Origin of the sequence: Novosphingobium malaysiense (genome assembly GCF_000802225.1) — a bacterium.
Classification (GTDB): Bacteria; Pseudomonadota; Alphaproteobacteria; order Sphingomonadales; family Sphingomonadaceae; genus Novosphingobium; species Novosphingobium malaysiense.
The window spans coordinates 703,663-728,680 of record NZ_JTDI01000003.1; the positions used below are offsets into that span (position 1 = coordinate 703,663).

The 25,018-nt window shown below is 61.9% G+C and carries 24 protein-coding genes and 2 tRNA genes; 10 read left to right on the forward strand and 16 right to left on the reverse strand.

The window, feature by feature from the left end:
• Positions 1-52 precede the first annotated feature (52 nt).
• Both ahcY and LK12_RS11220 read right to left on the reverse strand, forming a co-directional pair.
• Positions 53-1,459 (reverse strand): adenosylhomocysteinase, encoded by a 1,407-nt coding sequence (gene ahcY, locus LK12_RS11215; RefSeq protein WP_039285179.1) that lies wholly within the window; start codon positions 1,457-1,459, stop codon positions 53-55.
• 201 nt (positions 1,460-1,660) lie between these two features.
• Positions 1,661-2,101: a hypothetical protein gene (locus tag LK12_RS11220; protein ID WP_052223334.1), complete on the reverse strand. Its 441-nt coding sequence runs from the start codon at positions 2,099-2,101 to the stop codon at positions 1,661-1,663.
• 300 nt (positions 2,102-2,401) lie between these two features.
• On the opposite strand from LK12_RS11220, the gene LK12_RS11225 reads away from it, so the two are divergent.
• Both LK12_RS11225 and LK12_RS11230 read left to right on the forward strand, forming a co-directional pair.
• Entirely contained in the window at positions 2,402-2,881 is a 480-nt protein-coding gene (locus tag LK12_RS11225; protein WP_039285185.1) for a peroxiredoxin, read from the forward strand.
• Between the two features lie 151 nt (positions 2,882-3,032).
• Positions 3,033-3,713 (forward strand): SDR family NAD(P)-dependent oxidoreductase, encoded by a 681-nt coding sequence (locus tag LK12_RS11230; RefSeq protein ID WP_039283529.1) that lies wholly within the window; start codon positions 3,033-3,035, stop codon positions 3,711-3,713.
• Positions 3,714-3,787: 74 nt separating this feature from the next.
• On the opposite strand, the gene folE is transcribed toward LK12_RS11230, so the two are convergent.
• A complete protein-coding gene (folE, locus tag LK12_RS11235) occupies positions 3,788-4,396 on the reverse strand; it encodes a GTP cyclohydrolase I FolE (protein ID WP_039283532.1) in 609 nt (202 codons plus the stop codon).
• Entirely contained in the window at positions 4,393-5,655 is a 1,263-nt protein-coding gene (locus LK12_RS11240; RefSeq protein WP_231568324.1) for a phospholipase D-like domain-containing protein, read from the reverse strand. The genes folE and LK12_RS11240 overlap by 4 nt, the downstream gene beginning before the upstream one ends.
• A 466-nt stretch (positions 5,656-6,121) precedes the next feature.
• On the opposite strand from LK12_RS11240, the gene LK12_RS11245 reads away from it, so the two are divergent.
• The 3 genes from LK12_RS11245 to LK12_RS11255 all read left to right on the forward strand — a co-directional run bounded on the left by LK12_RS11245 (position 6,122) and on the right by LK12_RS11255 (position 9,105).
• Entirely contained in the window at positions 6,122-6,652 is a 531-nt protein-coding gene (locus tag LK12_RS11245; protein ID WP_052223335.1) for a nuclear transport factor 2 family protein, read from the forward strand.
• A gap of 278 nt (positions 6,653-6,930) precedes the next feature.
• On the forward strand, positions 6,931-7,548 hold the full coding sequence (locus tag LK12_RS11250; protein WP_039283538.1) for a hypothetical protein: 618 nt from the start codon (positions 6,931-6,933) through the stop codon (positions 7,546-7,548).
• A gap of 234 nt (positions 7,549-7,782) precedes the next feature.
• Positions 7,783-9,105, forward strand: a complete 1,323-nt coding sequence (locus LK12_RS11255) for a chloride channel protein (RefSeq protein WP_039283541.1) — start codon at positions 7,783-7,785, stop codon at positions 9,103-9,105.
• A gap of 112 nt (positions 9,106-9,217) precedes the next feature.
• Here the strand turns inward: LK12_RS11255 and LK12_RS11260 are convergent.
• The 3 genes from LK12_RS11260 to LK12_RS11270 all read right to left on the reverse strand — a co-directional run bounded on the left by LK12_RS11260 (position 9,218) and on the right by LK12_RS11270 (position 9,921).
• Positions 9,218-9,294 (reverse strand) — tRNA-Arg (locus LK12_RS11260).
• Positions 9,295-9,344: 50 nt separating this feature from the next.
• Positions 9,345-9,421, reverse strand: a tRNA-Arg gene (locus LK12_RS11265).
• A gap of 53 nt (positions 9,422-9,474) precedes the next feature.
• Positions 9,475-9,921, reverse strand: a complete 447-nt coding sequence (locus LK12_RS11270; protein WP_407938158.1) for a (deoxy)nucleoside triphosphate pyrophosphohydrolase — start codon at positions 9,919-9,921, stop codon at positions 9,475-9,477.
• Positions 9,922-10,324: 403 nt separating this feature from the next.
• Between LK12_RS11270 and LK12_RS11280 the strand changes: the two genes are divergently transcribed.
• Positions 10,325-10,492: a Flp family type IVb pilin gene (locus LK12_RS11280; protein WP_039283548.1), complete on the forward strand. Its 168-nt coding sequence runs from the start codon at positions 10,325-10,327 to the stop codon at positions 10,490-10,492.
• 92 nt (positions 10,493-10,584) lie between these two features.
• On the opposite strand, the gene LK12_RS11285 is transcribed toward LK12_RS11280, so the two are convergent.
• The 3 genes from LK12_RS11285 to LK12_RS11295 all read right to left on the reverse strand — a co-directional run bounded on the left by LK12_RS11285 (position 10,585) and on the right by LK12_RS11295 (position 14,647).
• Complete coding sequence (locus LK12_RS11285; RefSeq protein WP_052223338.1) at positions 10,585-12,096, reverse strand: M48 family metalloprotease; 1,512 nt, start codon at positions 12,094-12,096, stop codon at positions 10,585-10,587.
• A 64-nt stretch (positions 12,097-12,160) separates the two neighbouring features.
• Positions 12,161-13,045 (reverse strand): tyrosine recombinase, encoded by an 885-nt coding sequence (locus LK12_RS11290; protein ID WP_039283551.1) that lies wholly within the window; start codon positions 13,043-13,045, stop codon positions 12,161-12,163.
• Positions 13,046-13,051: 6 nt separating this feature from the next.
• Entirely contained in the window at positions 13,052-14,647 is a 1,596-nt protein-coding gene (locus LK12_RS11295) for a hypothetical protein (protein ID WP_331454137.1), read from the reverse strand.
• A gap of 504 nt (positions 14,648-15,151) precedes the next feature.
• Between LK12_RS11295 and LK12_RS11300 the strand changes: the two genes are divergently transcribed.
• From LK12_RS11300 to LK12_RS11315, 4 genes are all read left to right on the forward strand, one after another.
• Positions 15,152-15,739, forward strand: a complete 588-nt coding sequence (locus tag LK12_RS11300; protein ID WP_039283557.1) for a shikimate kinase — start codon at positions 15,152-15,154, stop codon at positions 15,737-15,739.
• Positions 15,730-16,845 (forward strand): 3-dehydroquinate synthase, encoded by a 1,116-nt coding sequence (gene aroB, locus LK12_RS11305; RefSeq protein ID WP_039283560.1) that lies wholly within the window; start codon positions 15,730-15,732, stop codon positions 16,843-16,845. Before LK12_RS11300 ends, aroB begins: the two co-directional genes overlap by 10 nt.
• 73 nt (positions 16,846-16,918) lie before the next feature.
• The gene (locus tag LK12_RS11310; RefSeq protein ID WP_039283562.1) at positions 16,919-17,104 is read left to right on the forward strand and encodes a DUF3008 family protein; all 186 of its coding nucleotides are present in this window, start codon (positions 16,919-16,921) and stop codon (positions 17,102-17,104) included.
• A 91-nt stretch (positions 17,105-17,195) separates the two neighbouring features.
• The gene (locus LK12_RS11315) at positions 17,196-18,617 is read left to right on the forward strand and encodes a peptide MFS transporter (protein WP_039283563.1); all 1,422 of its coding nucleotides are present in this window, start codon (positions 17,196-17,198) and stop codon (positions 18,615-18,617) included.
• Here LK12_RS11315 and LK12_RS11320 read toward each other — a convergent pair.
• The 6 genes from LK12_RS11320 to LK12_RS11345 all read right to left on the reverse strand — a co-directional run bounded on the left by LK12_RS11320 (position 18,614) and on the right by LK12_RS11345 (position 25,011).
• A complete protein-coding gene (locus tag LK12_RS11320; protein WP_039283565.1) occupies positions 18,614-19,402 on the reverse strand; it encodes a thioesterase family protein in 789 nt (262 codons plus the stop codon). The genes LK12_RS11315 and LK12_RS11320 overlap by 4 nt on opposite strands.
• Positions 19,402-19,773 carry a tRNA-binding protein gene (locus LK12_RS11325; protein WP_039283568.1) on the reverse strand — a complete coding sequence of 124 codons (372 nt, stop codon included), beginning with the start codon at positions 19,771-19,773 and terminating at the stop codon, positions 19,402-19,404. The genes LK12_RS11320 and LK12_RS11325 overlap by 1 nt, the downstream gene beginning before the upstream one ends.
• Positions 19,774-19,776: 3 nt before the next feature.
• Complete coding sequence (locus LK12_RS11330; RefSeq protein WP_039283571.1) at positions 19,777-21,798, reverse strand: acetyl-CoA carboxylase biotin carboxylase subunit; 2,022 nt, start codon at positions 21,796-21,798, stop codon at positions 19,777-19,779.
• Between the two features lie 62 nt (positions 21,799-21,860).
• Positions 21,861-22,913, reverse strand: coding sequence for a biotin synthase BioB (gene bioB / locus LK12_RS11335; protein WP_039283574.1), 1,053 nt, complete (start codon positions 22,911-22,913; stop codon positions 21,861-21,863).
• A 4-nt stretch (positions 22,914-22,917) separates the two neighbouring features.
• Entirely contained in the window at positions 22,918-24,192 is a 1,275-nt protein-coding gene (locus LK12_RS11340) for an O-acetylhomoserine aminocarboxypropyltransferase (protein WP_039283576.1), read from the reverse strand.
• 12 nt (positions 24,193-24,204) lie between these two features.
• Positions 24,205-25,011: a heme-dependent oxidative N-demethylase subunit alpha family protein gene (locus LK12_RS11345; protein WP_039283579.1), complete on the reverse strand. Its 807-nt coding sequence runs from the start codon at positions 25,009-25,011 to the stop codon at positions 24,205-24,207.
• Between the last annotated feature and the right edge of the window lie 7 nt (positions 25,012-25,018).

Consider the following 25,018-nt stretch of genomic DNA (forward strand, 5'->3'; position numbering starts at 1 on the left):
CATGACAATGGGGGGAGAGCGCCGTGCGGGCGCAATCCCCCGATCTGTCGGATCAGTAACGGTAGTGGTCGGGCTTGAACGGACCCGCCTGTGGCACGCCGATATACTTGGCCTGCTTTTCGGAAAGCTTGGTGAGTTTCACGCCCAACTTGTCGAGATGCAGCGCCGCCACCTTCTCGTCGAGATGCTTGGGCAGCACGTATACGCGGTTCTCGTAATCGTCGGACTTCGTGAACAGTTCGATCTGGGCCAGCGTTTGATTGGTGAAGCTGGCGGACATCACGAAGCTCGGATGGCCAGTGGCGCACCCCAGGTTCACCAGACGTCCCTTGGCCAGAATGATGATCTGCTTGCCGTCCGGGAAGGTAACGAGGTCGGTACCCGGCTTGATTTCCTTCCACTCGTAGTTGTCGAGCGCGGAAATCTGGATCTCGGAATCGAAATGGCCGATGTTGCAGACAATCGCCTTGTCCTTCATCTGCTCCATGTGGTCGCCACTGATGACGGCCTCGTTGCCGGTGGCGGTCACGAAGATGTCGCAGCGCTTCACCGCCTCCTCCATCGTGACCACTTCATAGCCTTCCATGGCCGCCTGCAGCGCGCAGATCGGATCGATCTCGGTGACCATCACGCGGGCCCCACCGTTGCGCAGCGAAGCAGCCGACCCCTTGCCGACGTCACCGAAGCCGGCGACGCAGGCCACCTTGCCGGCGAGCATGACGTCGGTCGCACGGCGAACGGCGTCGACCAGCGATTCACGGCAACCGTAGAGGTTGTCGAACTTCGACTTGGTCACCGAATCGTTCACATTGATGGCGGGGAACGGCAGCTTGCCGTCCTTGGCGAGGTGGTAGAGGCGATGAACGCCGGTGGTGGTCTCTTCCGAAACACCCTTGATCGCGTTGACCGAGCGCGAGAGGTAACCGGGCTTTGCCTTCAGGAAAGCCTTGAGCGCGCGGCAGAACTCGATCTCCTCGGCATTGGAGGGTTCGAAAAGCTCTTCACCCGCTTCGACGCGTGCGCCCCACAGAGCGAACATCGTGGCGTCCCCGCCATCGTCGAGGATCATGTTGGCGGTAAGGTCGGGGCTCCCTTCCGAAGACCAGTCGAAGATCCTGCCGACGTAGTCCCAATAGTCGGCAAGGCTTTCGCCCTTGATCGCATAGACGGGAATGCCCCGGGCAGCGATGGCGGCGGCGGCATGGTCTTGAGTGGAAAAGATGTTGCAGGTCGCCCAGCGCACTTCCGCACCCAGAGCCACGAGCGTCTCGATCAGGACCGCGGTCTGGATCGTCATGTGCAACGAACCGGTGATGCGCGCGCCTTTGAGTGGCTGCGCGTCACCGAATTCCTCCCGCAGGGCCATCAGGCCCGGCATCTCGGTTTCGGCAATGGCGATCTCGTCGCGGCCATATTCGGCAAGCGAGATATCGGCGATGGCATAGTCTTGTGCGTCGATCTTGGCAGTGGCCACGGGCGCGAACTCCTGGGTAGCTTAAGGAACGGTGCCGAGCCCTCGCACATCATGCGTCCAGCGGCACCGGCAATGGGCGATCCCTACCCATTCCGCCGGGCGGACGCAAATATAAAGATATCTTTATATCATCGCGGGAGGGTACCCCTACTCTCCCGCGATGATGATCATCGCATCAGGGATTGGTCATTGTCCGGCAAGCGCCAGGAGCGGCCTCGGGTGTGCATCCAGCAGCTGATCCGCGGCTTTCACCAGCGTTTCGTGCCCTTCGACCTTGGCAAGGTTCTTCGTGGCCTGACGCAGCTGCGCGCAGCTCAACCAGGGGTGTCCGGCACCGTACTGGTTGGCGATCGTGACGCTGATGCGATCAAGCGCACGGTCGGCGCCTCTCGTGCCGTTACGCCCTGTCAATTCGATCCGCAGATCCCGGTTCGCCGCATTGAGTTCGCCGAGGTGATTGCGAGTGAACGCACCGTAATCGACTCTGAAGTCATCCGACGTGGTCCTGCAGCGCAAACTGGTGACCATCAGCATGATGTCGAGCCGCCGCAAAATTTCGGCCTCGCTTCTTCCCGCGGACGCAGCAGCAGGCTGAGCCACGCCCATCGCCAGCGCCAAAACCGCCATCACGCACAAAGATGGACGGGCTGACATCCGCTGTCGCCTCCGCCGTCCGATCCCGCCCCGGCCGGCAGCACCGTTTACGAAGTGTTCAATAGTACCCATTTTAAGTCTCCCCCGCACATTGCTCATGCGGCGAGGGAAGTATCCGGCGTCGCGCCTAACCGGCCTTCACAGCTTGCTGTTAATGGCTGTCGTCAATGGGTGGCGTTAACCGTGATTCACCATACGGGGACGTTGTTCTGAGCAGACTGCTCCCTATATCTCCCCGGATTGCGACTCACTTGCAGAAAAAGGATGCATTCCATGACAATCGCCGTTGGAGACAAGCTGCCTGACGTGAAGCTGATGAAGGCTGGAGAGAGCGGTCCCGAGCCCGTGCAGACTGCCGATTACTTCGCCGGCAAGAAGGTTGCCCTTTTTTCGGTTCCGGGCGCGTTTACGCCGACCTGCTCTGCCAAGCACCTGCCCGGCTTTGTCGACAAGGCCGGCGATCTCAAGGCCAAGGGCATCGACGAAATCGCCTGCACCGCTGTCAATGACGCATTCGTCATGGGTGCGTGGGGCAAGGCCTCTGGCTCGTCCGACATTACCATGCTGGCGGACGGGAACGCAGATTTTGCCAAAGCTGTCGATCTGGTGATGGACGGTTCCGGCTTCGGCATGGGCACGCGCGGCCAACGCTTCTCGATGGTGGTAAACGACGGAGTGGTCGAACAGCTTAACGTCGAAGAGCCGGGCACCTTCGAGGTGAGTTCGGCGGAGCACATGCTGAACCAGCTCTGACGCGCATACGACGGATTCGCCGAAAGGGCGGTCTTCCAAAGCGGGAGGCCGCCCTTCGTTTTGCAGGTGTATCGGGGGGGCGGTGGCCTCCCGGACCGTCTTGCCCCCCTGCCCCGCCCAAGATAGCTTCTTCGCAAAGCAAGGAGTTTTCATGGCACGTTCGGTAATTGTAACGGGTGGTTTCGGAGTCCTGGGTCAGGCCGTGGCAGAAAAGTTCGCCGCTGCGGGCGACAAAGTGGCCCGCATCGATTTTGCCCCTGAAGCAAAAACATCCATCGCCGGCGCACTGGACATCGGCGGCGTTGATCTGACCAACGAAGACGCGACCAATGCCGCTCTCGAGAAGGTTGTCTCGACCCACGGCGGCATTGATGTTCTGGTCAACATTGCCGGCGGCTTCACCTGGGAAACCCTCGAAGACGGCTCGGTCAGCGAATGGGCGCGCATGCACTCGATGAATCTCATGACCGCCGCCACGATCACCAAGGCATCGCTGGGGGAACTGAAAAAATCGAAAGCCGGGCGTATTGTCAACATCGGCGCAGGCGCTGCCGTGAAGGCGGGAATGGGCATGGGCGCCTATGCCGCATCCAAGTCCGGCGTGCATCGGCTGACCGAGGCCTTGGCGGACGAGTTGGCGGGGACCAGCGTGACCGTCAACGCCGTACTGCCGACTATCATCGACACGCCAACCAATCGCGCCGACATGCCCGATGCCGATTTCTCGCAGTGGACGAAGCCGGACGCGATCGCAGACGTCATCGCCTTCCTCGCTTCGAACGAAGCGCGGGCCGTCACCGGGGCCCTGGTGCCGGTTCCTCGCGGAGGGTAAGAGCCCCATCTGCGTTCGGATTGCCGGGCGCGACCGTTAAGGAGACGCCGGGGCCAAGCCCCGGCGTTCTTTTTTCAGTAGCCCATGAGGCTCAGCACTTCCTTGCGCGAGCGATCGTCCTCCAGGAAGGTCCCCATCATCCGGCTCGTTATCATGCCTACCCCGGGGGTACGCACGCCGCGCGCGGTCATGCAGGCGTGGCTGGCTTCGATCACGACAGCTACGCCGTGCGGCTGCAGATTGTCCCAGATACACTGGGCGACTTCGGCCGTCAGCCTTTCCTGAATCTGCAGGCGACGGGCAAACCCGTGCAGGACGCGTGCAAGCTTTGAAATTCCGACCACGTGGTCACGCGGAAGATAGGCGATTGCTGCCTTGCCGATAATCGGCGCCATGTGATGTTCGCAGTGTGACTGGAACGGAATGTCCTTGAGCAGGACAACCTCATCGTAACCGCCCACTTCCTCGAAGATGCGGGACAAGTGAATCGATGGGTCCTGCTGATAGCCCTGACAATATTCGAGCCATGCCCTCGCCACGCGCTTTGGCGTGTCCTGGAGGCCTTCGCGTGTCGGGTCATCCCCCGCCCAGCGGATCAGCGTGCGGATCGCTTCCTGCACATCATCCGGGACGTCCGGTTTGCCGAGCGGATTGTCTTCGTCCGGGCCGACCAGGCTGCTCATCCCTTGAAACTCCTTTTCAACCTTCTCATCAGGCGAATACGCATCAGTTGTCCTTTACGACGGAACAACCCGCGTGTTTCCATCGGCTCGAACATTTCGCCGGGGCGTTCCGGATCGAGAACCCCACTGGAGCCCAGCGCTCTTTCAGCTTCGGAGAGATCTTTCAAGGGCAAGTGTTCCAGACGCTTGCCAGTCCGAGAGAGCGAATCGATCATCCCAGCCATCGAACCATGCCGTTCAATCCCTGCGACGACGTCTTCTTCAGAGGACCCGCAATGCTCCGCAAGAAGTCGTATCCGCAAGTTTCGTATAGTCGGTCCGATATGGGCATTTGCGGGCCGCGCCGCATCGATGAATACATCGCATTCGCTATCGAGCCCCATCGATCGATTGTTCATGTTGGCGGAACCTACGCGCAAGAGTTCGTCGTCCACGATCATCAGCTTGGCGTGGACATAGATGGGCGTGCCGTCCGAGGCCACGGGATGATAGATATGGAAGCGGTTCTGGCGGTCGGCTTCCTGCAGCGTTTCGACCAGTTCCACGCGGGCGGTATCCATTGCGACCTGCTCAAGCCAGCCTTGGGCGGTGAGAGGGTTCACGATTACGATTTCAGGGGGGGCAGGCTCGCACAGCCGTTCGCAGATGACCTCGGCAATGGCCCGCGACGCGAAATATTGCGTTTCGGCGTAAACAAAATGCCTAGCCCGGCGGATCTGCTCGACGAACAGCCGCTCGATCTCGCAAATCTGCGGAGATTGCCCGTAGGCTGCACTGGTACGGGCGATACCGACCTCGACATTTTCGAAGTGGGGCTGGAGCTTCTTCGGCCATGGAGTTTCGTTCTGTGGCTTGCAGGGCGAAAGCGCCCGTCCGCCGGCCGTACGCCAGCGCTCCCTGCCCAGTTCGCCCAGTGCTACGGCGACTTCGCCTTCCATAACCATCGTAACGTCATGCCATGGCCCGTGAAGGCGCCCGCTCGGCCGGCGGCGACGCGGATCGTTCGGCAAGTGTTCGGAGGTATCCCAGCGGTCCGTGGTCATGTCGATGCCGCCACAGGCGGCCATGACGTCATCGAGTACCACGATTTTCTGATGGTGGCTGCAGCCGACCGGATGGGCGGAATCGAACTTGAAATCGATCTGCTTGCGCATGGCCCAGCGCACCAGATCGAACAGCATAGTGCCGCGGAACAGATACTTCACCATGGCGAAGTTCCATTTCAGCAGCCGGACCTCGATCTCCGGGTGTTTTTTCACCAGCCACAGAATGTAGGACCCGAGCCTTGCGGGAAATCGCTTCTTGCGTCCAGGTTGCCACCAACGTCGACCGGCCGGCAGCAGAATGCGCGAATCGAAATCCCACCCGATCAGGAAAATCCGTTGTCGCGTCGCAAACATCGCGTGGCGCATGATGGCGAAGTATTCGGCCGCATCAATGCAGAGATGAGCGCGCTTTGCCTTTTCAAAACGCCAAACGGAGTTCGGCCCCCCGTCGACGCATACGGCTCCCTTGATGATATCGTCTTCCATCGCCCACCTTGCTGAATCAGCCGCTACGCCCGATCAAGCGCCGAATGCACCCCGTTGTTCCCTGAACGCCGCTCCCAGACCCGCTCGGCTGTCAGGCTTGTCTGGTGATGACAGCGGGCAGCCAATTGTTGCACCCACGCCCCCTACCGCCGATCCTTCCAGCACATTCAAGACATGAAGCGGGAGAAGAGACATGTCCACAAAAGTCACCAGGATTGCCGAGGAGCTCGCGGACCGCGAAGCCATCCGGGAATGCCTCTATCGCTATTCCCGCGGTGTCGATCGGCTCGACGCCGACATGGTCCGCTCCGCCTACTGGCCCGACTGCATCGACGAGCACATGGGATTTTCAGGCAATACCGAAGAATTCATAGCCTGGGCCTTTCCGATCATGGGAGGAATGGACCAGACGATGCATATGATCGGCAATGTCCTCACGTCCATTCGCGGAAACCAAGCCGACGTTGAAAGCTATTTTTACGGCATCCATCGCATCAATCTTCCCGATGGCGGCAAATCCGACGTGATCGGCGCAGGGCGTTATCTCGACCGGTTCGAGAAGCGGGACGACGAGTGGCGCATAGCCAAGCGCCTGGTCGTCACGGACTGGTTTCGGCAATATCCGGATTCCGCGGACTGGTCGCAGGGGATGCTGGGGATCATGGTCGATCCCGGGGGGCGCTTTCCCGATGACGACAGCTATCGGCACCTCAAGATCGCTTGATCAACGGGTCGTCAGGCCATTTTCTGGCCTTTTGGCGCGGAAAACTGTCAATTCGCAATTGATCTGAAACCGTTCAGCGGCCATTCGGTTTTCATGATGTAAATAATGCATCTACGCCGTTCGCCCTTCCGCGCGCCTCGACGCCGGCGAGCGCATCTCGGTCCATCGGGCCGGGTCAGCCGTCCGGGCTTTGTTTCCGGACCGTGTTTTGCGCCCCCACAGGGTCGGGGGCATGTTCCGGGATCGCGTTGTGGTCCCGCACCGAAGAGGAGTACAACATGAAGAAATCCCTCATCGCCGCCGCGATTGCTGCTGCGAGCCTCGCTCCCGTCGCCGTCGCGGCGCAGGACGCTGCTAGCGCGGCTGTCGCCCCGACGGTGGGAGCCAAGGTCTACGGCCCCGAAGGTAACGAGGTCGGCTCGGTCGAATCCGTGGCGAATGGTGTCATCACCATCAGCACCGGTTCAGCTCGCGCCGGTCTTCCGCCCAGCGCATTCGCCATGCGCGAAAAGGGCCTGACCATTGGCATGACCAAGGCCCAGCTCGAAGCTGCCGTCAATGGAGCGAAGGCCGAGACCGGCGCGGCGAAGGAAGCCGCCATGGTCGTTGACGCCCCGATCAAGAGCAGCGATGGCATTGTCCTCGGCACGATTTCCAAGATTGAAGGTGACGACGTGACCGTCCAGCTCAGCGATGGCAATTCGGTCATCCTGAAGAAATCGTACCTCGGCCTGGTCGACAACGCGCTTACTCTCGGCATGACAGCCGAGGCTTTCCATCAGCAAACGCAGGCGAGCGCTTCAGCGCAGACTGGCGCTGATGCTGCTGCCCCGGCAACCGGTGAAGCTGCGGCATCCACCGATGTGGCCGCCACTGAAGAAAGCACTGGCGAATAAATCAGAGGCAATCGTCTCGGACGACTGACCGGAGGGCCGGAGCGAGGCAATCGCTCCGGCCCTTTTCCATTGGCGGCTCAGCCTTATCGGCGATAAAACCGGGCATCTTCTCGAAAGCGCGATATTTCGGGGAAAAGTCTTGCTCTTGGCTGCACCATTGGCGCAATAGGGCCCGTGAAAGCCCCTTGCGCGCTTCGGCGTGCCTTCACATCCAGTGCAGCGAGCGACACCGCCTTGACCTCCCAGGAGAGAATTCGGAAACTGATTCACGCCGTCCCCGGCTTCGACAATTCGCTCAATCTCGCCCGTCGGCGTGCGGCGACAGCGATCGGGGCGATCTCTCTTGGCCTCATCGCAATCGTCTTTGCATGGCTCGGCGACAAGTCTCAGGAAATCTTCAACCAGTTCCAGGCAGAAAATCCCTACATCCCGTTGGTCCTCACGCCAGCCATCTTCGTGGCCGTGGTCTGGATCACCAACCGTTGGTCGCCCGACGCGCGCGGTTCCGGCATCCCGCAGGTCATGGCCGCCGGGCGGGACCTAGACCTCGCCTATACGAAGCTGCTGTCGATGCCGACCGCAATCATCAAGCTCCTGCTGACGCTGGCAATGCTGCTGGCCGGCGGTTCGGTGGGGCGCGAAGGGCCCACGGTGCAGGTTGCGGCCGCGATCATGATTACCTGTCATCGCATCTTTCGCGTTCCGATGACGGCCGGCGTGTTGATTGCTGGCGGTGCTGCCGGTGTCGCGGCTGCCTTCAACACCCCGCTGGCAGGGGTTGCCTTCGCCATCGAGGAACTGGCCGCCGCTTTCGAACAACGCGTCGCTGTGCTGGTGATGGGCGCCGTCGTCATTTCCGGCCTCGTCAGCCTCGGCCTTTCCGGCGACTATATCTACTTCGGCGTCATGCATGAGACGCTCAACGTCGGTTCTGTCGTCATCGTCGCGCCGGTGGCCGGCATCGTTGGCGGTTGCCTGGGCGGTCTCTTCTCCCGCACGCTTCTGGCATTTGCGCGCAGCGGTCAGCGTTGGTTCGTACTTTTCCGGCAGCGGCCAGTGCTCCTGGCGCTGATCTGCGGGATCATCGTCGCCGTGACAGGTCTGCTCACCGGTGGTTCGACGTGGGGCACGGGCTACGAAGTCACCAAGTTGATGGTGGAAGGCCAACAGAGCGCCTCCCCCTGGTTTGGTCCGGCCAAGCTCCTTGTCACTGCCGCCACTGCCGTCTCGGGTGCGCCGGGCGGCATCTTCGCCCCGTCGCTCTCTGTGGGCGCGGGTGTGGGCCAGTTACTTGCCTATTGCTTTCCCGACGACCCGATGTCGGCCGTGATCCTGCTGGGCATGACCGGCTATTTCGTCGGCGTCGTTCGCGCTCCGCTGACGGCGGTCATCATTCTCATGGAGACGACTGCGAGCCGCGGCATGATCCTGCCCCTGTTCGCCACGGCCATCATCGCCGACGCCGTCAGCAAGCTGGTGTGCCGCGAGAAGCTCTATCATGGCCTCTCGCATGGCTTCGCGCTGCAAAGCGAGCCGCACCGCACCAAACAGGCGTAGACCATCCGGCTGCCGATCTCCGCGTATCGGGCAGGAGACGGAACGGTTGAACAGCACCGAAACGAAGAAAGCCCTGTCTCACCGACAGGGCTTTCTTCGTTTCGAGAGATGATGGCGCGCCCGGAACGATTCGAACGTCCGACCCTCAGATTCGTAGTCTGATGCTCTATCCAGCTGAGCTACGGGCGCGCAGATACCATCTCGATTCCCGCGGCAGTCCGTGGACCAAGACGGGATAATGGCGCGCCCGGAACGATTCGAACGTCCGACCCTCAGATTCGTAGTCTGATGCTCTATCCAGCTGAGCTACGGGCGCGTTGGAGGTGCGCCAATAGAAAGGGATTCGAGTCCGGTCAACGTCTATATGACCTAATTGCCCGAGGAATCTGCGCGAAGATGTCGAATGAGCGCTTCGGACAGCGGGTAATCGAGAGGCGGCATGGAAAGGCGGGCAATCGTTTCGGGACGATACCAGGCCACCGCCTCAGCTTCGCGGGCCTGAGGCTCGCCCTGCCAGAGGCGGCAAGCGTAAAGAAGTATGACAAGTGTCCTTTGGTGCCGGGACTGGTCCGTTGACGACGGCAAGGCCGAGCTACTTGCAAAGCCGACAGGGTCGAGTGCTTCGGCGGAGATACCGATGCCGAGTTCCTCTTCGAGTTCGCGAACAGCGGCATCTTCAGGGGTTTCGCCCACTTCGACCTTGCCTCCGGGGAATTCCCAGAGCCCGCCATGCACTGCCGAGAAATCCCGTTTCTGTAACAGGACCCTATCGTCCGGTCGGACAAGAGCGACGGCGGTGACCAACAAGGGTGTCAAAAGTTTTTCCAGTTCGATGGCCCCTGTTAAAGATTAATTAAGACCCTCGTGAGACTTCGAGAGTGACGCCAGACGCATTGAAGGATTCGTATGACAAGCTTTCAGCGCCTTTCAAATATTATACGAGATGCGCGGGGTGCGTCCTCCGTCGAATATGGTATTATTCTCGGCATGATCGTGCTTGTGATCTTTGTCGCAATGCAGGGTGTAGCCAACGAGACTATCGGTTTGTGGACCACTATTTCCAATGAGTCTGCAGACGCGATTGCCGGCAACTAAGCTTCCCGAAGCTTTAAACCTTTCTCAAGACTTTTCACTTACTCCTCATAGTGTCCAATGCGCAGCAAATGGGTTGAGGCGCGGCGGAACGGGTACATACGACTGCATCAACAGGAGACACATTATGAAGTTTCTCGCCAAGCTGCGCCGCAACGAAGAAGGCGCCACCGCTATCGAATACGGCCTCATTGCTGCTCTGATCGCCGTTGCCGCGATCGCCGCTATGCAGGGCATGGGTTCGCAGCTCTCCTCGACCTTCGAGAAGACCTCGTCGACCATGGCGGCAGCCTGATCCAGCCCAATTGGCTGAAAAAGATCGGGGCGGCAGGGAAACCTGCCGCCCCTTTCTTTTGTCTGCAAGAGAAGCCAGGGAACGAAATCGCTCTAGTATCTGATAATCTTGACTTTCTGACCTGCCTGGAGGGTTGAATCGGCCTGTAGGGCATTGAGCACCAGAAACCGTTCCAGCTGTCCATTGGTGTAGGCCATCTGCCGGGCCAGGCTCTGCACGGTGTCACCGGGTTTTACAGTCACCACGTCGAGGACACGCGGCTTGATATTACCGGCCTGCTCCGCACTGATGCGGTGGAAGCTCTTGAACATCGGATTGAATACGCCGGCTTGCCCCGCCTGCGTGATCGTCACGAAGTGATAGGCCTTGCCGCCACCGAAGTCATAGGCAAACACGGTAACATCCACCTGCCCGTTCGAAGTCTGGACCCGTGCCACGCTATAAGCGGCCGGAATGCCGTTCACGGTCGTACGTTCGATGCTCGCAGGCGTGATTCTCGTCTGGTTCGAATCGGTCAGACCGGCAAATACATTCTTGATGTATTGATCCATACCGCCCGAAAGATCGCCGCTCGAGAACTGGGCCTTGCCCGACTGCCCGTTGATCGAAACTGCCCGCGTTCCGTTGACCATGTAGAAGCCATTGGGCGCCTCGAATGCGAATCGCAGAACCGGATGGACGAAATCGCTTCCGTCGATGATGCCCTGCTTTGGGTCGTCACCGTAGAGAAGCCCGTCGACATTCGCCAGAAAGCCATCTCGGTTGGTTATGCCGGCGGCGCCGGAGCCTGCCGTAGCGAGGGCATCGCGCACGCGCGAGGCAGGATCGGGGTGGGTAGAAGCCCATTCTGGAACCTGATTGGTTGTGCCGCGCAATTGCGCATCCAGCGCGTTCTGCCGCGCCAGGCTCTCCAGCACATTTGCCATCGCCCGCGGGTCGTAGCCTGCTCGCTTCAAATAGGCGATGCCGAGATCATCCGCCTCCAGTTCCTGCGACCGCGAGTACTTGAGCGTCAGTAGCTGCGACCCCTGGGAGAAAACCTGTTGTCCCAGACGACCGAACGCATTGTCGCCCAGCAACACACCTGAAAGGATCGAACCGAGAGCGCCCAGCAACTGGTTGCGCGACGCGGCCTCCTGCCGCTTGGCTGAATGGCGGGCCGCAACGTGGCCCACTTCGTGCCCCAGCACTGCCGCAAGCTGCGCCTCGTTGTTCATCAAGGCAGTGAGTTGCCGGGTCACGTAGACATACCCGCCCGGGATCGCGAAAGCGTTGTTGACTGGTGAGTTGAGCAGGGTGACGGTGAAATCGCTGCGGGCATTTCCGAGACCGGACTGCACCGCGATAGTCTTGCCCACGTTCTCCACATAGGCTGCTTGCGGACCGGTAACCTTCCCGCCGAATTCGGCGACGAGTTGCGGATGCGCCTTGGCGCCTTCGGCCTTGTCGGCCTGGCTGATCGTGGCTGGAGTCGCGGATTCTCCCGTCGAGGCGAGACCACCACCGCCGCCTGCAGGGACGCAAGCCTGCAGCGTGAATGCGAGTGCGGTTACGGATCCGGCTGCGATGATCTTCAGCCGACTTGAGCGGCGTACCTCAGGCATAATCTTCCCCTATCATGTGCGCTTTTCGCACCGGCTTCCGTGCACAAAACGGCACAAACCGCCGCTAGTTCCCCCGCGCACCCAGAGGGTGCCGTGCATTGACCAGTGCCACCAGCCTTGCGCTATCCACGTGCGTGTATATCTGGGTGGTGGCGATGTCCGCGTGGCCGAGCAGCATTTGCAGCACACGCAGGTCCGCGCCGCCTTCAAGCAGGTGCGTAGCGAAGGCATGCCGTAGAACGTGCGGTGAAATGCGTGTTGGATCGATCTCCGCGCGTACCGCGAGGTCGCGCAGAAGTTGAAACAGTCGCACGCGGGTCAGGTGTCCGCTGGCTCCGTTCGAGGGGAACAGAAACTTGGACCCGCCCGGCCTCACGGACAGCCAACGCGAGAGGACGTGGCGTGCCCGGGTGCTGACCGGGACCATCCGCTGCTGCCCGCCCTTCCCCGTGATATGCAGGAACGGCGCATCTCGCGGAACCGACGCGACAGGCAGCGAGACGAGTTCGCTTGCCCGCAACCCGGACCCGTACAGCAGTTCGAGCAGTGCCAGAAGCCGCACCGCCGCGGGGATTTCACCGGCTGCTTCCGTCTCCGCCTGCGCCAGGAAACGTTCGACCTCGTCGCGGCTGAGAAGTCTCGGCAAGGGGCGTCGGGTACGTGGTCGCGGCAGGGCTCCGGACGGATCGTCCTTTCGTAAGCCTTCGTCGACAAGGAAGCCGTAAAATTGGCGAAGGGCAGAGCACTTGCGGGCCAGGCTGGAAGCTGCAAGGCCACTCCAAGCTTCTCCCAGAGACGCCAACGCCGGGCCGTCGGCCTTGGCCAGATTGCCAATCGCCTCGCGCGCGGATTCCAGATCGCGACGATAGGCAGTCAAAGTATTCGCTGCGGCACCGCGCTCTACGGCCAGCATCGCCAGAAAACGTTCGGCGAGGTCCTCTCCCGCCATCGGTCTTCAGGCTCTTGCGACGGCTTCTGCGGCGATCATGCGCGCTTCTGCCTCCAGGCCGACCTGTCGCAACGTCGAAACGATGTGATAGAGGTAGCGCGGCGTCATGCGGTGCCAGTTCGTGCCCTGCATGCCGAAACCGGCCAACAGCACTACGCTCGCTCTGTCCCCGCGCCGTGCCGCGCTGTCTATGGCGTTGGTCCAGCGGGTCGATCCGCCGAAGTTGAGCGACATGTCATTGGAATAGCGCTCGATGTCACCGGGCGTCAGCCGTTCGAGTCCGGCAAGACCTGCAACGAGGAAAGTCGACTTGCGCTTGTCCGCGCTCTCGTCGGCATCGATGAAGCTATCCAGTGCCCCGGTATCGACGGGGCTTGTGCGCCCGGGCGCTGCCAGCGACAGGAGACCCCAGCTTTCGCTTCCCGACGGCACCACCGAAGCCCAGCGCATGGCATTCGCATCGAAGCCTGCCGAGAGCATCGACGTAATCAGCGGTCCTGACTCGTCGGCCAGGTCCTCGCTCGCCGACATTCGCGCGGCCGCCGCGGCCGTCAGGACCTGGCGCGCATAGCGGGCCGAAGCGTTCGACGCGCCGTTCCACAAGGATTGCATGGCCGCCAGGCGGGCATCGCTGTCGGTAAGGGTATAGGCATCGCGCAAGGTCTCGGCATTGTCCTGCCAGGTCCCGATAACGTCGCCGTCCGAATAGATCTGCGAATAGAGGTCTACCATTGCCGCATTGGACAATATCCCGGCAGCGCCGGCTCGATCTGCTGCAGCAGCACGACGCTCAAGGCCAACCATCGGCGCCAACGCGGTGACGTAACTGTACTGCGGGCCGGCAGCAGTCATCAAGCGCTCGGGCGGCTCGAGTCCGACGCCGATGGCAAGGCCGTAGCGCCAGGGCGTCAAGCTATCGACGTTGTCCCACTCGATAGTAACGGCTCGGCGTGTCTTGCCGGCCGCACCCGCGTATTTCTGAGCCAGGAGAAGGTCTATTTTGGGTAGAGTCCCGCGCGAAGTCTCGCGATCCAGTGCTGAAAGGGCAGCCCGGCTGTTGCCGCGGAAAGCCTCGCATATCGTCTTGGCCGCATCCCAATGCGCATCGTCGCGCAAGTCACCCTGCGTTGCCATGATCGGACACAGCCCGGTGAAGTCGGCTGTCTTTTCGTAAACGGCAAGCGCCACGTTGCCCACCGCCGGGGTGTAGTCTGCGATGTCCATGTCCTGCAGCAGCGCTCGGGCCGCGTCGGTTTCTCCCATGCGCAGCAACAAGCCAACGCGCAGCGCAAGGAAATGCTGGGGCGTCATTCCTTCCGGCGCCTGCAACCTTGAAAGTAGCGCGCGCCGCAAGAGAATATGGCCCCAGCGTGAGACAAGAGCGCCCTTGTTGCCGGAGAGTGCCAGATCGATCAGCCTGGCATTTTGGCCTGCAAGCGAATCCGCCGCCAGCCCGCCTTCGCTCTGGTCGAGCAGCCCGGCCTTCGCCATCGAGCGTCGTGCCTGCGGCGGCATGTCGAATACGACCTGGCTGCCGAACAGTGCCTCGAAGTCGTCCGGCGTCATCTTCGCCAGTTCCTCGAGACTGGGAACCCGCTTCAACGCACCGTTCGTCCCTGTGTCTTCCGCCGCCTGATTGCTGGCATCTGCGCTTCCGTCCGGAATTTGCTGGACGACAGGATTCGAAACCGATTTGGCTCCCTCGCTGCTTGCAGAAGGGGAAGCCGTTGCTGCAGGGCGGGTCGGCGTGGGTCTGGGCGCCGAGGGCGTGGGGGTTGAAGAGGGTGTGTCCTGGAATATCTTTGGAAGAAGCGATTCGGGCGCGTCCTGTGCGACAGCCCACGCCGACGTCAGCGCCAGCGCCGCACCCGTCAGTAGATAGGGAACCCTCATTGCGGCAGCTCCGGCACTGGAACGGCAATCACTATATCTCGCACAGGACGCCGGCCTGCATCGATCCAGGCGAAGGTGCACAAGGCGATGGCGGCAAGCGGAACAGCCACGGCGATTGCTAGAAAAACCCCGCGTCCGCGCATTTGGATCGTCACTCGCCTTCCTTTACCTGTGCTTGCGCTGCGACCTAGCGCAACTATAGGCGATGGAGCAATGGACGTTCAACAAACCCACTTCTCTGCCCAGGAAATCGCGGCGCTGGCGCGACGTATTGATCGCCCAATCGTGCTCGTGGGGATGATGGGCGTGGGCAAGTCCAGTGTCGGCAAGCGGCTTGCATCCCTGCTGGGGTGCCCCTTCGTCGATGCCGACGAGGAAATCGAACGCTCCGCTCAGATGACCATTCCGGAAATCTTCGAGAATTTCGGTGAAGACTATTTCCGCAACGGTGAACGCCGCGTGATTGCGAGGCTGATTAACGAAAGCCTTGAGGACTTCGGCGGGCATATCGTCATTGCCACGGGCGGCGGGGCCTTCTGCAATCCGGAAACCCGCGCCCTGATTCTCGACAAGGCGATCACCGTGTGGCTCGACAGCGCAATCGACACGCTGGTCGAACGTACCTCGCGCAAGGACAATCGCCCTCTGCTCAAGGAGGGCAATCCGCGCGAGATTCTCACGCGGCTGCGTGAAGAACGCGCAGGACACTATTCGCAAGCCCCCATCCATGTGGTCAGCGGCAGCGGACCGCATGTCCAGACCATCAACAAAGTACTTCAGGGAATTTCGCAATGGCTGTGATCTCCGTAGACATCGCCGGCCGCCCCTACGAAGTTCGTGTGGGTGCAGGTCTTCTCGCAGAACTGGTGCCGCATTGCCGCAGTCGTTTGCGCAAGCGTGGCGTACCGATCGTCACGGACTCCAATGTCCACGCCGCCTGGGGCGAGGTAGTCGAGAAAAGCTTGCGGGATAATGGACACGAGCCGCACTGGCGCATCCTTCCTCCCGGCGAACAGACCAAGTCATGGGACGAACTGGCCGCCACGGTGAATTGGCTGCTCACGCTGGAAGTGGAGCGCGGCGATCACATCATCGCGCTGGGCGGCGGGGTGGTCGGTGACCTGACCGGTTTTTGCGCATCCGTGGTGAAGCGGGGGTGTAAGTTCATCCAGGTGCCCACGACACTGTTGGCGCAAGTCGATTCCAGCGTAGGCGGCAAGACCGCGATCAACACGCCCGCGGGCAAGAACCTCGTCGGTGCGTTCCACCAGCCCTCGTTGGTCCTAGCCGATCTCTCGGCGCTCGAAACGCTGCCCGAACGCGAACTGCTGGCCGGCTATGCCGAAATCGTGAAATACGGCCTGATCGACGATGCCGACTTCTTCGCCTGGTGCGAACGCAACGGCGCCGCGCTCATCGCCGGCGACAGCGCGCTGCGCGAATACGCCGTTTCGCACTCGGTGGCAGCCAAGGCACGCATCGTGGCGCAAGACGAATTCGAAACCACCGGCAAGCGTGCCCTGCTCAACCTTGGCCATACCTTCGGCCATGCGCTGGAGGCCGAGACCGGCTTTTCCAACCGGCTGCTCCACGGCGAGGCTGTCGCGCTCGGCATGGTCCTGGCTGCGCGCTACTCGGCTCGCAAGGGGCTCATGCCCAAGGCCAGCGCCGAGCGCGTGGCGCAGCACATCGACGAAGTCGGGCTACCCGCTTCGCTATCGGGCCTCGGACTGGATTGCGACGGCACCGGGCTCGCCAGGCATATGCTGCACGACAAGAAGATGGATGCGGGCACGCTGCCTTTCCTGCTGCTGCATGGCATCGGCAAGACCTACCTCGACAAGGAGGCCTCGCTCGACGACGTCGCCGCTTTCCTCGGCGAGGAACTCGCGCGCGAACCCGCCTGACGCTCTATACGCGACGAACCGATCCGGAACCGTTTGTGCAGCGGCTGCATTTTCACCGTGAAAGGAGAAAATCATGCCAGCCAAGTCCAAAGCACAACAAAAGGCCGCGGGCGCCGCGCTTTCTGCAAAGCGTGGCGATACGAAGAAAAGCGATCTGCAGGGCGCCGCGCGCGACATGTACGATTCCATGTCCGAAAAGCAGCTCGAGGAATTTGCGGAAGGTGGCCGCAAGGGTAAACCAGAGCACGTCGACGAATAGCGTTCGACCTCACCCGGCGTCCTTCCAGCGTGACATTGCCGAAAGGCGTGTCTAAGTTGCGCGACAAGACAACAATAATACGAGGGTCGCCATGACAGCCGCCGAAGCCACGCCGGAACTCGACTTCCCGGAGGAAGCCGCGCACGACGACCGTGCCTTTCTCGGGCACCCCAAGGGGTTGGGTTTCCTCGGCATGGTCGAGGCGTGCGAGCGCTTTTCCTATTATTCCATGCAGACGCTGTTGACGCTCTACATGGTGAAATACCTCCTGCTGCCCGGCCGGCAGGAAAGCGTCATCGGGCTCGCCTGGCTAAAGGCCCATGTCTTTCCCGGGCTGGAGGGACAGCCGCTCGCCTCTGAAATCTTCGGGGTCTACACCGCGACGGTCTATCTGACGCCAATTCTCGGCGGCATACTGGCTGACCTCCTGCTTGGCCGACGCGCCGCATTGATAGCCGGCGCTCTCATCATGTCGCTGGGCCACTTTCTGATGGCCTTCGAAAGCGCCTTCCTTTTCGCGCTGATTTCGCTCGTCGTCGGTGTCGGCCTGTTCAAGGGCAACATCGCGAGCCAGGTCGGCGAACTCTACGGCCCTAACGACAACCGCCGGGCAATGGCATTCCAGATCTTCTACATCTTCATCAACGTATCGGTGATCGCGGCCCCACTCGTCTCCGGCACACTGGGCGAGAAAGTGGGCTGGCATTGGGGTTTCGGCTGCGCTGGTGTGGTCATGGTCCTGGGCCTGTTCCTCTATATCTTCGCTCGTCCGTGGTTGCCCGCCGACAGCGGTAAGCCAGAGAAGTCGGCAGAACCACGTGCCAAGTTCCAGCCCGGAGACGGCCCCCGCGTACTGGCGGTGCTGGTGCTGGTGCCGATCATGGCGGTCTCGCTGCTGACTAATCAGGAAATCTTCAACGCCTATCTCGTCTGGGCGGACCAGCAGTTTCAACTGACTTTCTTCGGCACCACGCTCCCGACAAGTTGGATGATCACAATCGATGCCACGCTCAGCTTCTCGATGCTGGTTGCCGTTGCCGCGTTCTGGGCGTGGATCGGCGGACGCACCGGCAAGGAGCCGGACGAACTGGGCAAGATGCTGATCGGCTGCGTGTTCATCATCGGCGGCGGCCTGTGCCTCTACACGGCAGCCATCACACAAGGCGCGGGCAAGATCGGACTGTTCTGGCCGGTGATGTTCCACCTCGTGAACTCGATCGGCTTCGCGCATCTCCTGCCGGTCAGCCTCGCACTGTTCACCCGGCTGGCCCCACGGGCGCTCAACGCCTCGATCATCGGGATCTACTATCTGTCGTTCTTCGGCGCGAACCTTGCAGTGGGCAAGATCGGTACGTTGTTCGAGACGATGCCGACGCCGCAGTTCTGGCTGCTTCACGTCGCCTCGGCCGTGATCGCGCTCGTAGGGTTCGGCGCCTTCAAGCTGTTCCTGGCCGATCGGCTTATGGGCACAAGTGAAACTGCCGCTGACCGCGAAGCCCAGGCTTTCGACTAGCCGAACAGGGCGATGGACTGCATGCCGGCCATGACCGGCTCGCCCTGCGTATTCCAGATCGCCATGCGCTGGCTGGAGCAGCCACACTCGGCATAGTCGCCGACAGTGCTGAGCAACCACCATCCGTCCTGTGTGGCAGGAGCGGGCGTCAACAGATTGACCTGCCAGTGCATGGTCGAAACGGGCACCGCTGCATGCAGCATCGGCATGACACCCGGCGGCAAGGCATCGCCGACGAGGAGCATCTCGACCATCGGATCGAGGCGATCGCGTTCGCAGGTCCGCACCCAGCGGCACATTTCGGGACGCTTGCCCTCTCGCGGAAGCAGCGCGTGGCGGGTCTCGAAATTGTTGGCAAGGAATGCAGGCGTGTGTCGGGTGTAAGTCACTGCGCGCGCCTCATCGCAGGGAACGAGATGCTCTGGCGTGGGCCTGTCGTTGATGTGAAGGCCGCTATCGACAGCGCCCATGAAGACAAAGCTTGCGCTGAAGGCGAGACCCTTTTCGGCATGTATTTCCGCCGCGATCCAGGTGGCGTTGCGCCCTGCCCGCTCGATCCGCGCACGTGCTTCGACGCGACCATTTACCGGCGCCATCATCGCCATCTGCGCTGAGCGCAGCGGCGGCAGCCCGTCACCGCCGATCTTGCAGGCGGCAGCGAGGGCCAGCGCCGAGGAAAACCCGCCATAGGCCGTCCGCCCCTGGTGCCAGGTCTCCGGCACCATCAGCGCAAGGCCATCCTCCAAGGGCTTCGCCGCAGTTAGCAGCCCGGCAAATCCGGTCATCAGAACAACCGCGATCCGTTCGGGACAGCTTTGTCCGGCGAGAACAGCGTGACTCGCCCTTCTTCATCCGCAAAGCCAAGCGTGAGCACTTCGGACAGAGCCTTGCCGATCTGGCGTTTGGGAAAATTCACCACGGCCGCAACCTGCCGGCCGACAAGGTCTTCCGGCGTGTAGAGCGCGGCAACCTGCCCGACGCTTTTCTTCTCGCCGATACCCGGACCGAAATCGATCCGCAGCTTGTAGCTCGGCTTGCGCGCACCTTCGTAGACTTCCGCCGCGACGACGGTGCCCACGCGAATGTCGACTTTCAGAAAGTCGTCAAACGCGATCTCGGCACCGGCGGGCGCGGCGGGATCGTGATCGAGATGCAACGGTTACTCCAGTTCGAGAATAACCGCGTCCACCGCAAGGCTGTCGCCGGCCTTGGCGTTGACCGACTTCACCACGCCAGACTTCTCGGCGCGCAGGATGTTTTCCATCTTCATCGCCTCGATGACGGCCAGCGGCTGCCCGGATTCGACCTTGTCGCCTTCGGCAACATTCAGCGAAACGAGCAGGCCGGGCATCGGGCAGATGAGGTACTTGGAAAGATCCGGCGGGATCTTTTCGATCATGTGCTGCGACAGCGAGGCCACGCGGGTAGGCAGGCAACCGATCTGGTGGATCGCACCGCGCGTCGTCATCTTGAAGCCCAGACGCGTGGGTTCGATCTTGATCGTCATGTCCTCACCATCGACTTCCGCGTCGATGAAACGGTCACCCGGCGTGTATTCCAGCGCCAGCTCGACCTCGGTGCCATTCACAACGACCGTCTCTTCGCCGATCACTACTTCATAGGGCTTCTTGTCGATCGACACCGTCCATTCCGACGGCGGATCGAGCGGGGTGGCAAGCTGGCCGTCGACGCGGCGCGAACGGTCCGAACGGGCAGTGGCGACGAACGCCGCGACAGCGGCGAGCCTGGTCTTGAGTTCGTCGGACGCCGGTGCGCCCTGGAAACCCTCGGGGTATTCCTCGGCGATGAAGCCAGTCGTCAGTTCGCCCGAGCGGAAGCGCGGATGCTGCATGATGGCCGAGACGAAATCGATATTGTGGCCGAGACCTTCGATCTCGAACGCGTCGAGCGCGGCAATCTGCTTGTCGGCGGCTTCGTCGCGGGTCTCGCCCCAGGTCACCAGCTTGGCGATCATTGGGTCGTAGAACATCGAGACCTGCCCGCCTTCGTAGACGCCATCATCGACACGGATGCCGTCGACACCACGGCGGCCGTTCTCGGCGCCATCGTCCGTCCAACCTTCCACCGGCGGGTTGTAGCGCACGAGGCGGCCGGTCGAGGGCAGGAAGCCGCGGTACGGGTCTTCGGCGTAGACGCGGTTTTCGATGGCCCAGCCATCGATCTTCACGTCGTCCTGGGTCATTTCCAGCTTCTGACCGGCAGCAACGCGGATCATCTGCTCGACAAGGTCGACGCCGGTGATCGCTTCGGTGACCGGATGCTCCACCTGCAGGCGAGTGTTCATTTCGAGGAAGTAGAAGCTCTCGCCCGTCGGGTCGGCGCCCGAGACGATCAGTTCCACGGTGCCCGCCGAATAATAGCCCACGGCCTTCGAGAGCGCGACGCACTGCTCGCCCATGGCCTTGCGCATCTTCGGCGTGACGAAGGGCGACGGCGCTTCCTCGACCACCTTCTGGTGGCGGCGCTGGATCGAGCATTCGCGCTCGTTCAGGTAGAGGATGTTTCCATGCTTGTCGCCGAGGATCTGAATCTCGATGTGGCGCGGGTTGAGAATGAACTTCTCGATGAAAACACGATCATCGCCAAAGGAGTTGAGACCTTCGCGCTTGGTCGCCTCGAAGCCTTCGCGCACATCCTGCTCGGAGTAGGCAAGGCGCATGCCCTTGCCGCCGCCGCCGGCCGATGCCTTCATCATCACCGGGTAACCGATGTCGTTGGAAATCTCGACCGCATGCTCGGTGTCGCGGATCTCGCCGACGAAGCCGGGCACGACGTTGACGCCGGCTTCCTTGGCGAGCTTCTTGGACTCGATCTTGTCGCCCATCGCGGCAATGGCGTTCACCGGCGGGCCGATGAACTCGATGCCTTCCTTGGCCAGCGCCTCGGCGAACGAGGTGCGCTCGGACAGGAAGCCGTAGCCCGGATGGACCGCTTCAGCGCCGGTCTGCTTGCAGGCGGCGATGATCTTTTCGGCGATCAGGTAGGATTCCGAAGCCGGCGGCGGGCCGATGTGGACGGCCTCGTCGGCCATCTGCACGAAAGGCGCCATAGCGTCGGCGTCCGAATAGACGGCCACCGTCTGGATACCCATGCGGCGGGCAGTCTTGATCACGCGGCAGGCGATCTCGCCCCGGTTTGCGATGAGGATCTTCTTGAACAACCCCGTTCCTCCAACTTCAATCCTCCGGCGTCACAGGGCCGGGCGGAAATAAAAATCAAAAATTATTCAGCAGCTTCCAGCTTCGCACAGCCCTTGGGCATGCGTTCCGCGTCCACTTGCGCCTGCGTCTGCTCGATGGCCATAGGCTTGATGCCCAGACGTGCGAACATCGCCATGTCGGTGTCGTCGCCTGCATTGGGCGCCGTCAGCAGCTTGTCGCCGGTAAAGATCGAGTTCGCGCCGGCCATGAAGCACATCGCCTGCGTCATCTCGGACATGGACTCGCGCCCGGCCGAGAGGCGCACCATCGAGTGCGGCATGGTGATCCGCGCAACCGCGACGGTGCGCACGAATTCGACATCGTCGATCTTGGCCATCGGTGTATCGGCGAGCATATCGCCGAGCACCGTGCCCTTGACCGGCACCAGTGCATTGACCGGCACCGACTGCGGATGATCGGGAAGCGTTGCCAACGTGTGGATGAAGCCGACGCGGTCATCGCGCGTCTCGCCCATGCCGACGATGCCGCCAGAGCAGACGTTGATCCCGGCGCGGCGCACTTCGGAGAGCGTGTCGAGACGGTCCTCCATCGTGCGCGTCGTGATCACCTGATCGTAACGCTCGGGCGAGGTATCGATGTTATGATTGTAGTAGTCGAGCCCGGCTTCCTTGAGCATGTCGGCCTGTTCGGGCGTCAGCATGCCCAGTGTCATGCAGGTTTCCATGCCCATGTCGCGCACGCCCTTCACCATCTCGATGATGGCGGGCATGTCGCGGTCCTTGGGATTGCGCCAGGCGGCACCCATGCAGAAGCGGGTTGAACCCTGATCGGCCGCCTGCGCCGCACGCTGCAGCACGGCCTGCACGTCCATCAGCTTGGTCGCCTTGACCCCCGAATCCGCCTTCACCGACTGCGAGCAATAGCCGCAGTCCTCCGCGCAGCCGCCGGTCTTGATCGACAGCAGCGTGGAGAGCTGCACTTCATTGGCCGCATGGTTCGCGCGGTGAACCTCGGCAGCGCGGAAGACCAGCTCAGTAAACGGCAGGTCAAACAGCGCCGCGATTTCCTCGCGCGTCCAGTCGTTGCGGGTTTCGGTCTGGGGGGCTTCAGTCATAAGGTCAGATTTGCTCCAGGGCCTGTGCAAGGTCGGCCACGATATCGTCGATGTGCTCGATGCCAACCGATACGCGCATCACGTCCGGACCGGCGCCGGCCTCGATCTGCGCGCCTTCTTCCAGCTGACGGTGGGTCGTCGAGCTGGGATGGATGATCAGCGAACGCGTGTCGCCGATGTTCGCGAGGTGGCTGAATAGCTTGACCTCGGTAACCAGCTTCACGCCAGCCTCATAGCCGCCTTTGACGCCGAAGGTGAACACCGCACCGCCCTTGCCGCCAAGATACTGCTGCGCAAGCTGGTGATAAGGGTTCTCGGGCAGCCCTGCGTAGTTGACCCAGGCAACCTTGGGGTGTGCCTGCAGCCACTTCGCAAGGTGCAGGGCGTTTTCGCAGTGGCGCTCCATGCGCAGCGCCAGCGTTTCCATGCCTGTGAGCGACAGGAAGGCGTTCATCGGCGCCATCGCGGGGCCGAGGTCGCGCAGGCCGAGCGTGCGGCAGGCGATGATGAAGGCGATGTTCCCGAAAGTCTCGCCCATCTTCATGCCGTGGTAGCTCGGGTTCGGCTCGGTGAGGGTCGGATACTTGTCCGACGCCATCCAGTCGAAGTTACCGGAATCGACGATCAACCCGCCGACGGCATTGCCATGGCCGTTGAGGAACTTGGTGGCCGAGTGGACGACGATGTCCGCGCCATGTTCGATCGGACGGCACAGCGCCGGCGTCGCCAGCGTGTTGTCGACGATCAGCGGCACACCGGCATCGTGCGCGACCTTGGCAATAGCGGCGATGTCTGTGACGACGCCGCCCGGATTGGCAAGGCTTTCCACGAAGACCGCGCGGGTCTTGTCGGTAATGGCAGCGGCGACACTGGCCGGATCGTCGGCATCGACGAACTTGGTCTCCCACGACATCTTGCGGAAGGAATGGCCAAGCTGGTTGAGCGAACCGCCGTAGAGCTTCTTGGCCGCGACGATCTCGCAGCCCGGCTCCATCAGCGTATGGAACACGAGAAGCTGCGCGGCATGGCCCGAAGCCACGCCCAGCGCCGCAACGCCCCCTTCGAGCGCCGCGATCTTGCCTTCGAGCGCGCCGTTGGTGGGGTTCATGATACGGCTGTAGATGTTGCCGAACTCTTCGAGGTTGAAGAGACGCGCGGCGTGATCGGCATCGTCGAACACGTAGCTGGCGGTCTGATAGATCGGCGTGATCCGTGCCTTGGTCGCCGGATCCGGTTCACATCCCGCGTGAACTGCCATGGTATCGAGCTTGTGCGTCATGATCCCTCCTCCTCAGGCTGCTTGCCTTTTTGCGGCGCGTGCCGCTGCGTATTCCCTCAGCGCCGGCCCGTAGTGCGGCCCGGCACGCCGTTCCAGTTCTCCGCTTTCAAAGCCCTCGACCGACTGCGCGATCCGCGCAACGCCGGCGTCGCTGAGCATGCCGAGGGGCGTGCGATAGATGCCGATGGTAAAGACGATCGCCCGCGACTTCGGAAGCCGCCGCAGAGCCTCGCGCTCACAGCGAACGAAAAGCGTCTCGCCAGCGTTTTCCGCCGTAACATGCGCGAAGCGTTCAGAGGGCGGCACTTCGGGCATGTAGCGCAGATCGTCCGAAGCGACGACGAAGGCGTTGGCGCGGCCGAAAATGTTGAACGATTGCAGCCCGTCCATGAACTTGTCGACGGGCGACGCGAGCTTGTCGGCATAGCCATGGATCGGCTCGTGCACCTGATGCACCGGCTTCCCCATTTTCTCCGGCAGGCGCCAGTCGGTCGGAAACGCCACTGCACCGGCACAGAGACGGAACGGCTCGCCGGGTGCGTCCTGCACCATCACGCACAGGTCCTCCCAGACCGATCGTGCGCAGTCTTCCAGCCCGCCATTCACACCCAGAAGGTCTGCCAGTTCGGCAATACCCGCTTCGGCTTCAGGCCGGACCATCACGCTTTCGGGACGGGCATCGAAGCCCGCGTTGCGCGCGGCGAGGTCCGGTCGCGGATCGATCCATGCGTTCTCGGCGAGCTTGACCAGCCCCATGCGCAGCGGGCCGGAAACCCGTGCGCTGGGAAGCAGGTCCTCTACCGAGAAGCCCAGGGACATCGTTCCG

Excerpts from the sequence above, each read along its gene's own strand:
- LK12_RS11220 (WP_052223334.1), bottom strand. The coding sequence starts at position 2,101 with ATGGCGGTTTTGGCGCTGGCGATGGGCGTGGCTCAGCCTGCTGCTGCG.
- LK12_RS11225 (WP_039285185.1), top strand. The coding sequence starts at position 2,402 with ATGACAATCGCCGTTGGAGACAAGCTGCCTGACGTGAAGCTGATGAAG.
- LK12_RS11230 (WP_039283529.1), top strand. The coding sequence starts at position 3,033 with ATGGCACGTTCGGTAATTGTAACGGGTGGTTTCGGAGTCCTGGGTCAG.
- folE (WP_039283532.1), bottom strand. The coding sequence starts at position 4,396 with ATGAGCAGCCTGGTCGGCCCGGACGAAGACAATCCGCTCGGCAAACCG.
- LK12_RS11245 (WP_052223335.1), top strand. The coding sequence starts at position 6,122 with ATGTCCACAAAAGTCACCAGGATTGCCGAGGAGCTCGCGGACCGCGAA.
- LK12_RS11250 (WP_039283538.1), top strand. The coding sequence starts at position 6,931 with ATGAAGAAATCCCTCATCGCCGCCGCGATTGCTGCTGCGAGCCTCGCT.
- LK12_RS11280 (WP_039283548.1), top strand. The coding sequence starts at position 10,325 with ATGAAGTTTCTCGCCAAGCTGCGCCGCAACGAAGAAGGCGCCACCGCT.
- LK12_RS11285 (WP_052223338.1), bottom strand. The coding sequence starts at position 12,096 with ATGCCTGAGGTACGCCGCTCAAGTCGGCTGAAGATCATCGCAGCCGGA.
- LK12_RS11290 (WP_039283551.1), bottom strand. The coding sequence starts at position 13,045 with ATGGCGGGAGAGGACCTCGCCGAACGTTTTCTGGCGATGCTGGCCGTA.
- LK12_RS11300 (WP_039283557.1), top strand. The coding sequence starts at position 15,152 with ATGGACGTTCAACAAACCCACTTCTCTGCCCAGGAAATCGCGGCGCTG.
- aroB (WP_039283560.1), top strand. The coding sequence starts at position 15,730 with ATGGCTGTGATCTCCGTAGACATCGCCGGCCGCCCCTACGAAGTTCGT.
- LK12_RS11310 (WP_039283562.1), top strand. The coding sequence starts at position 16,919 with ATGCCAGCCAAGTCCAAAGCACAACAAAAGGCCGCGGGCGCCGCGCTT.
- LK12_RS11315 (WP_039283563.1), top strand. The coding sequence starts at position 17,196 with ATGACAGCCGCCGAAGCCACGCCGGAACTCGACTTCCCGGAGGAAGCC.
- LK12_RS11320 (WP_039283565.1), bottom strand. The coding sequence starts at position 19,402 with ATGACCGGATTTGCCGGGCTGCTAACTGCGGCGAAGCCCTTGGAGGAT.
- bioB (WP_039283574.1), bottom strand. The coding sequence starts at position 22,913 with ATGACTGAAGCCCCCCAGACCGAAACCCGCAACGACTGGACGCGCGAG.
- LK12_RS11340 (WP_039283576.1), bottom strand. The coding sequence starts at position 24,192 with ATGACGCACAAGCTCGATACCATGGCAGTTCACGCGGGATGTGAACCG.
- LK12_RS11345 (WP_039283579.1), bottom strand. The coding sequence starts at position 25,011 with ATGTCCCTGGGCTTCTCGGTAGAGGACCTGCTTCCCAGCGCACGGGTT.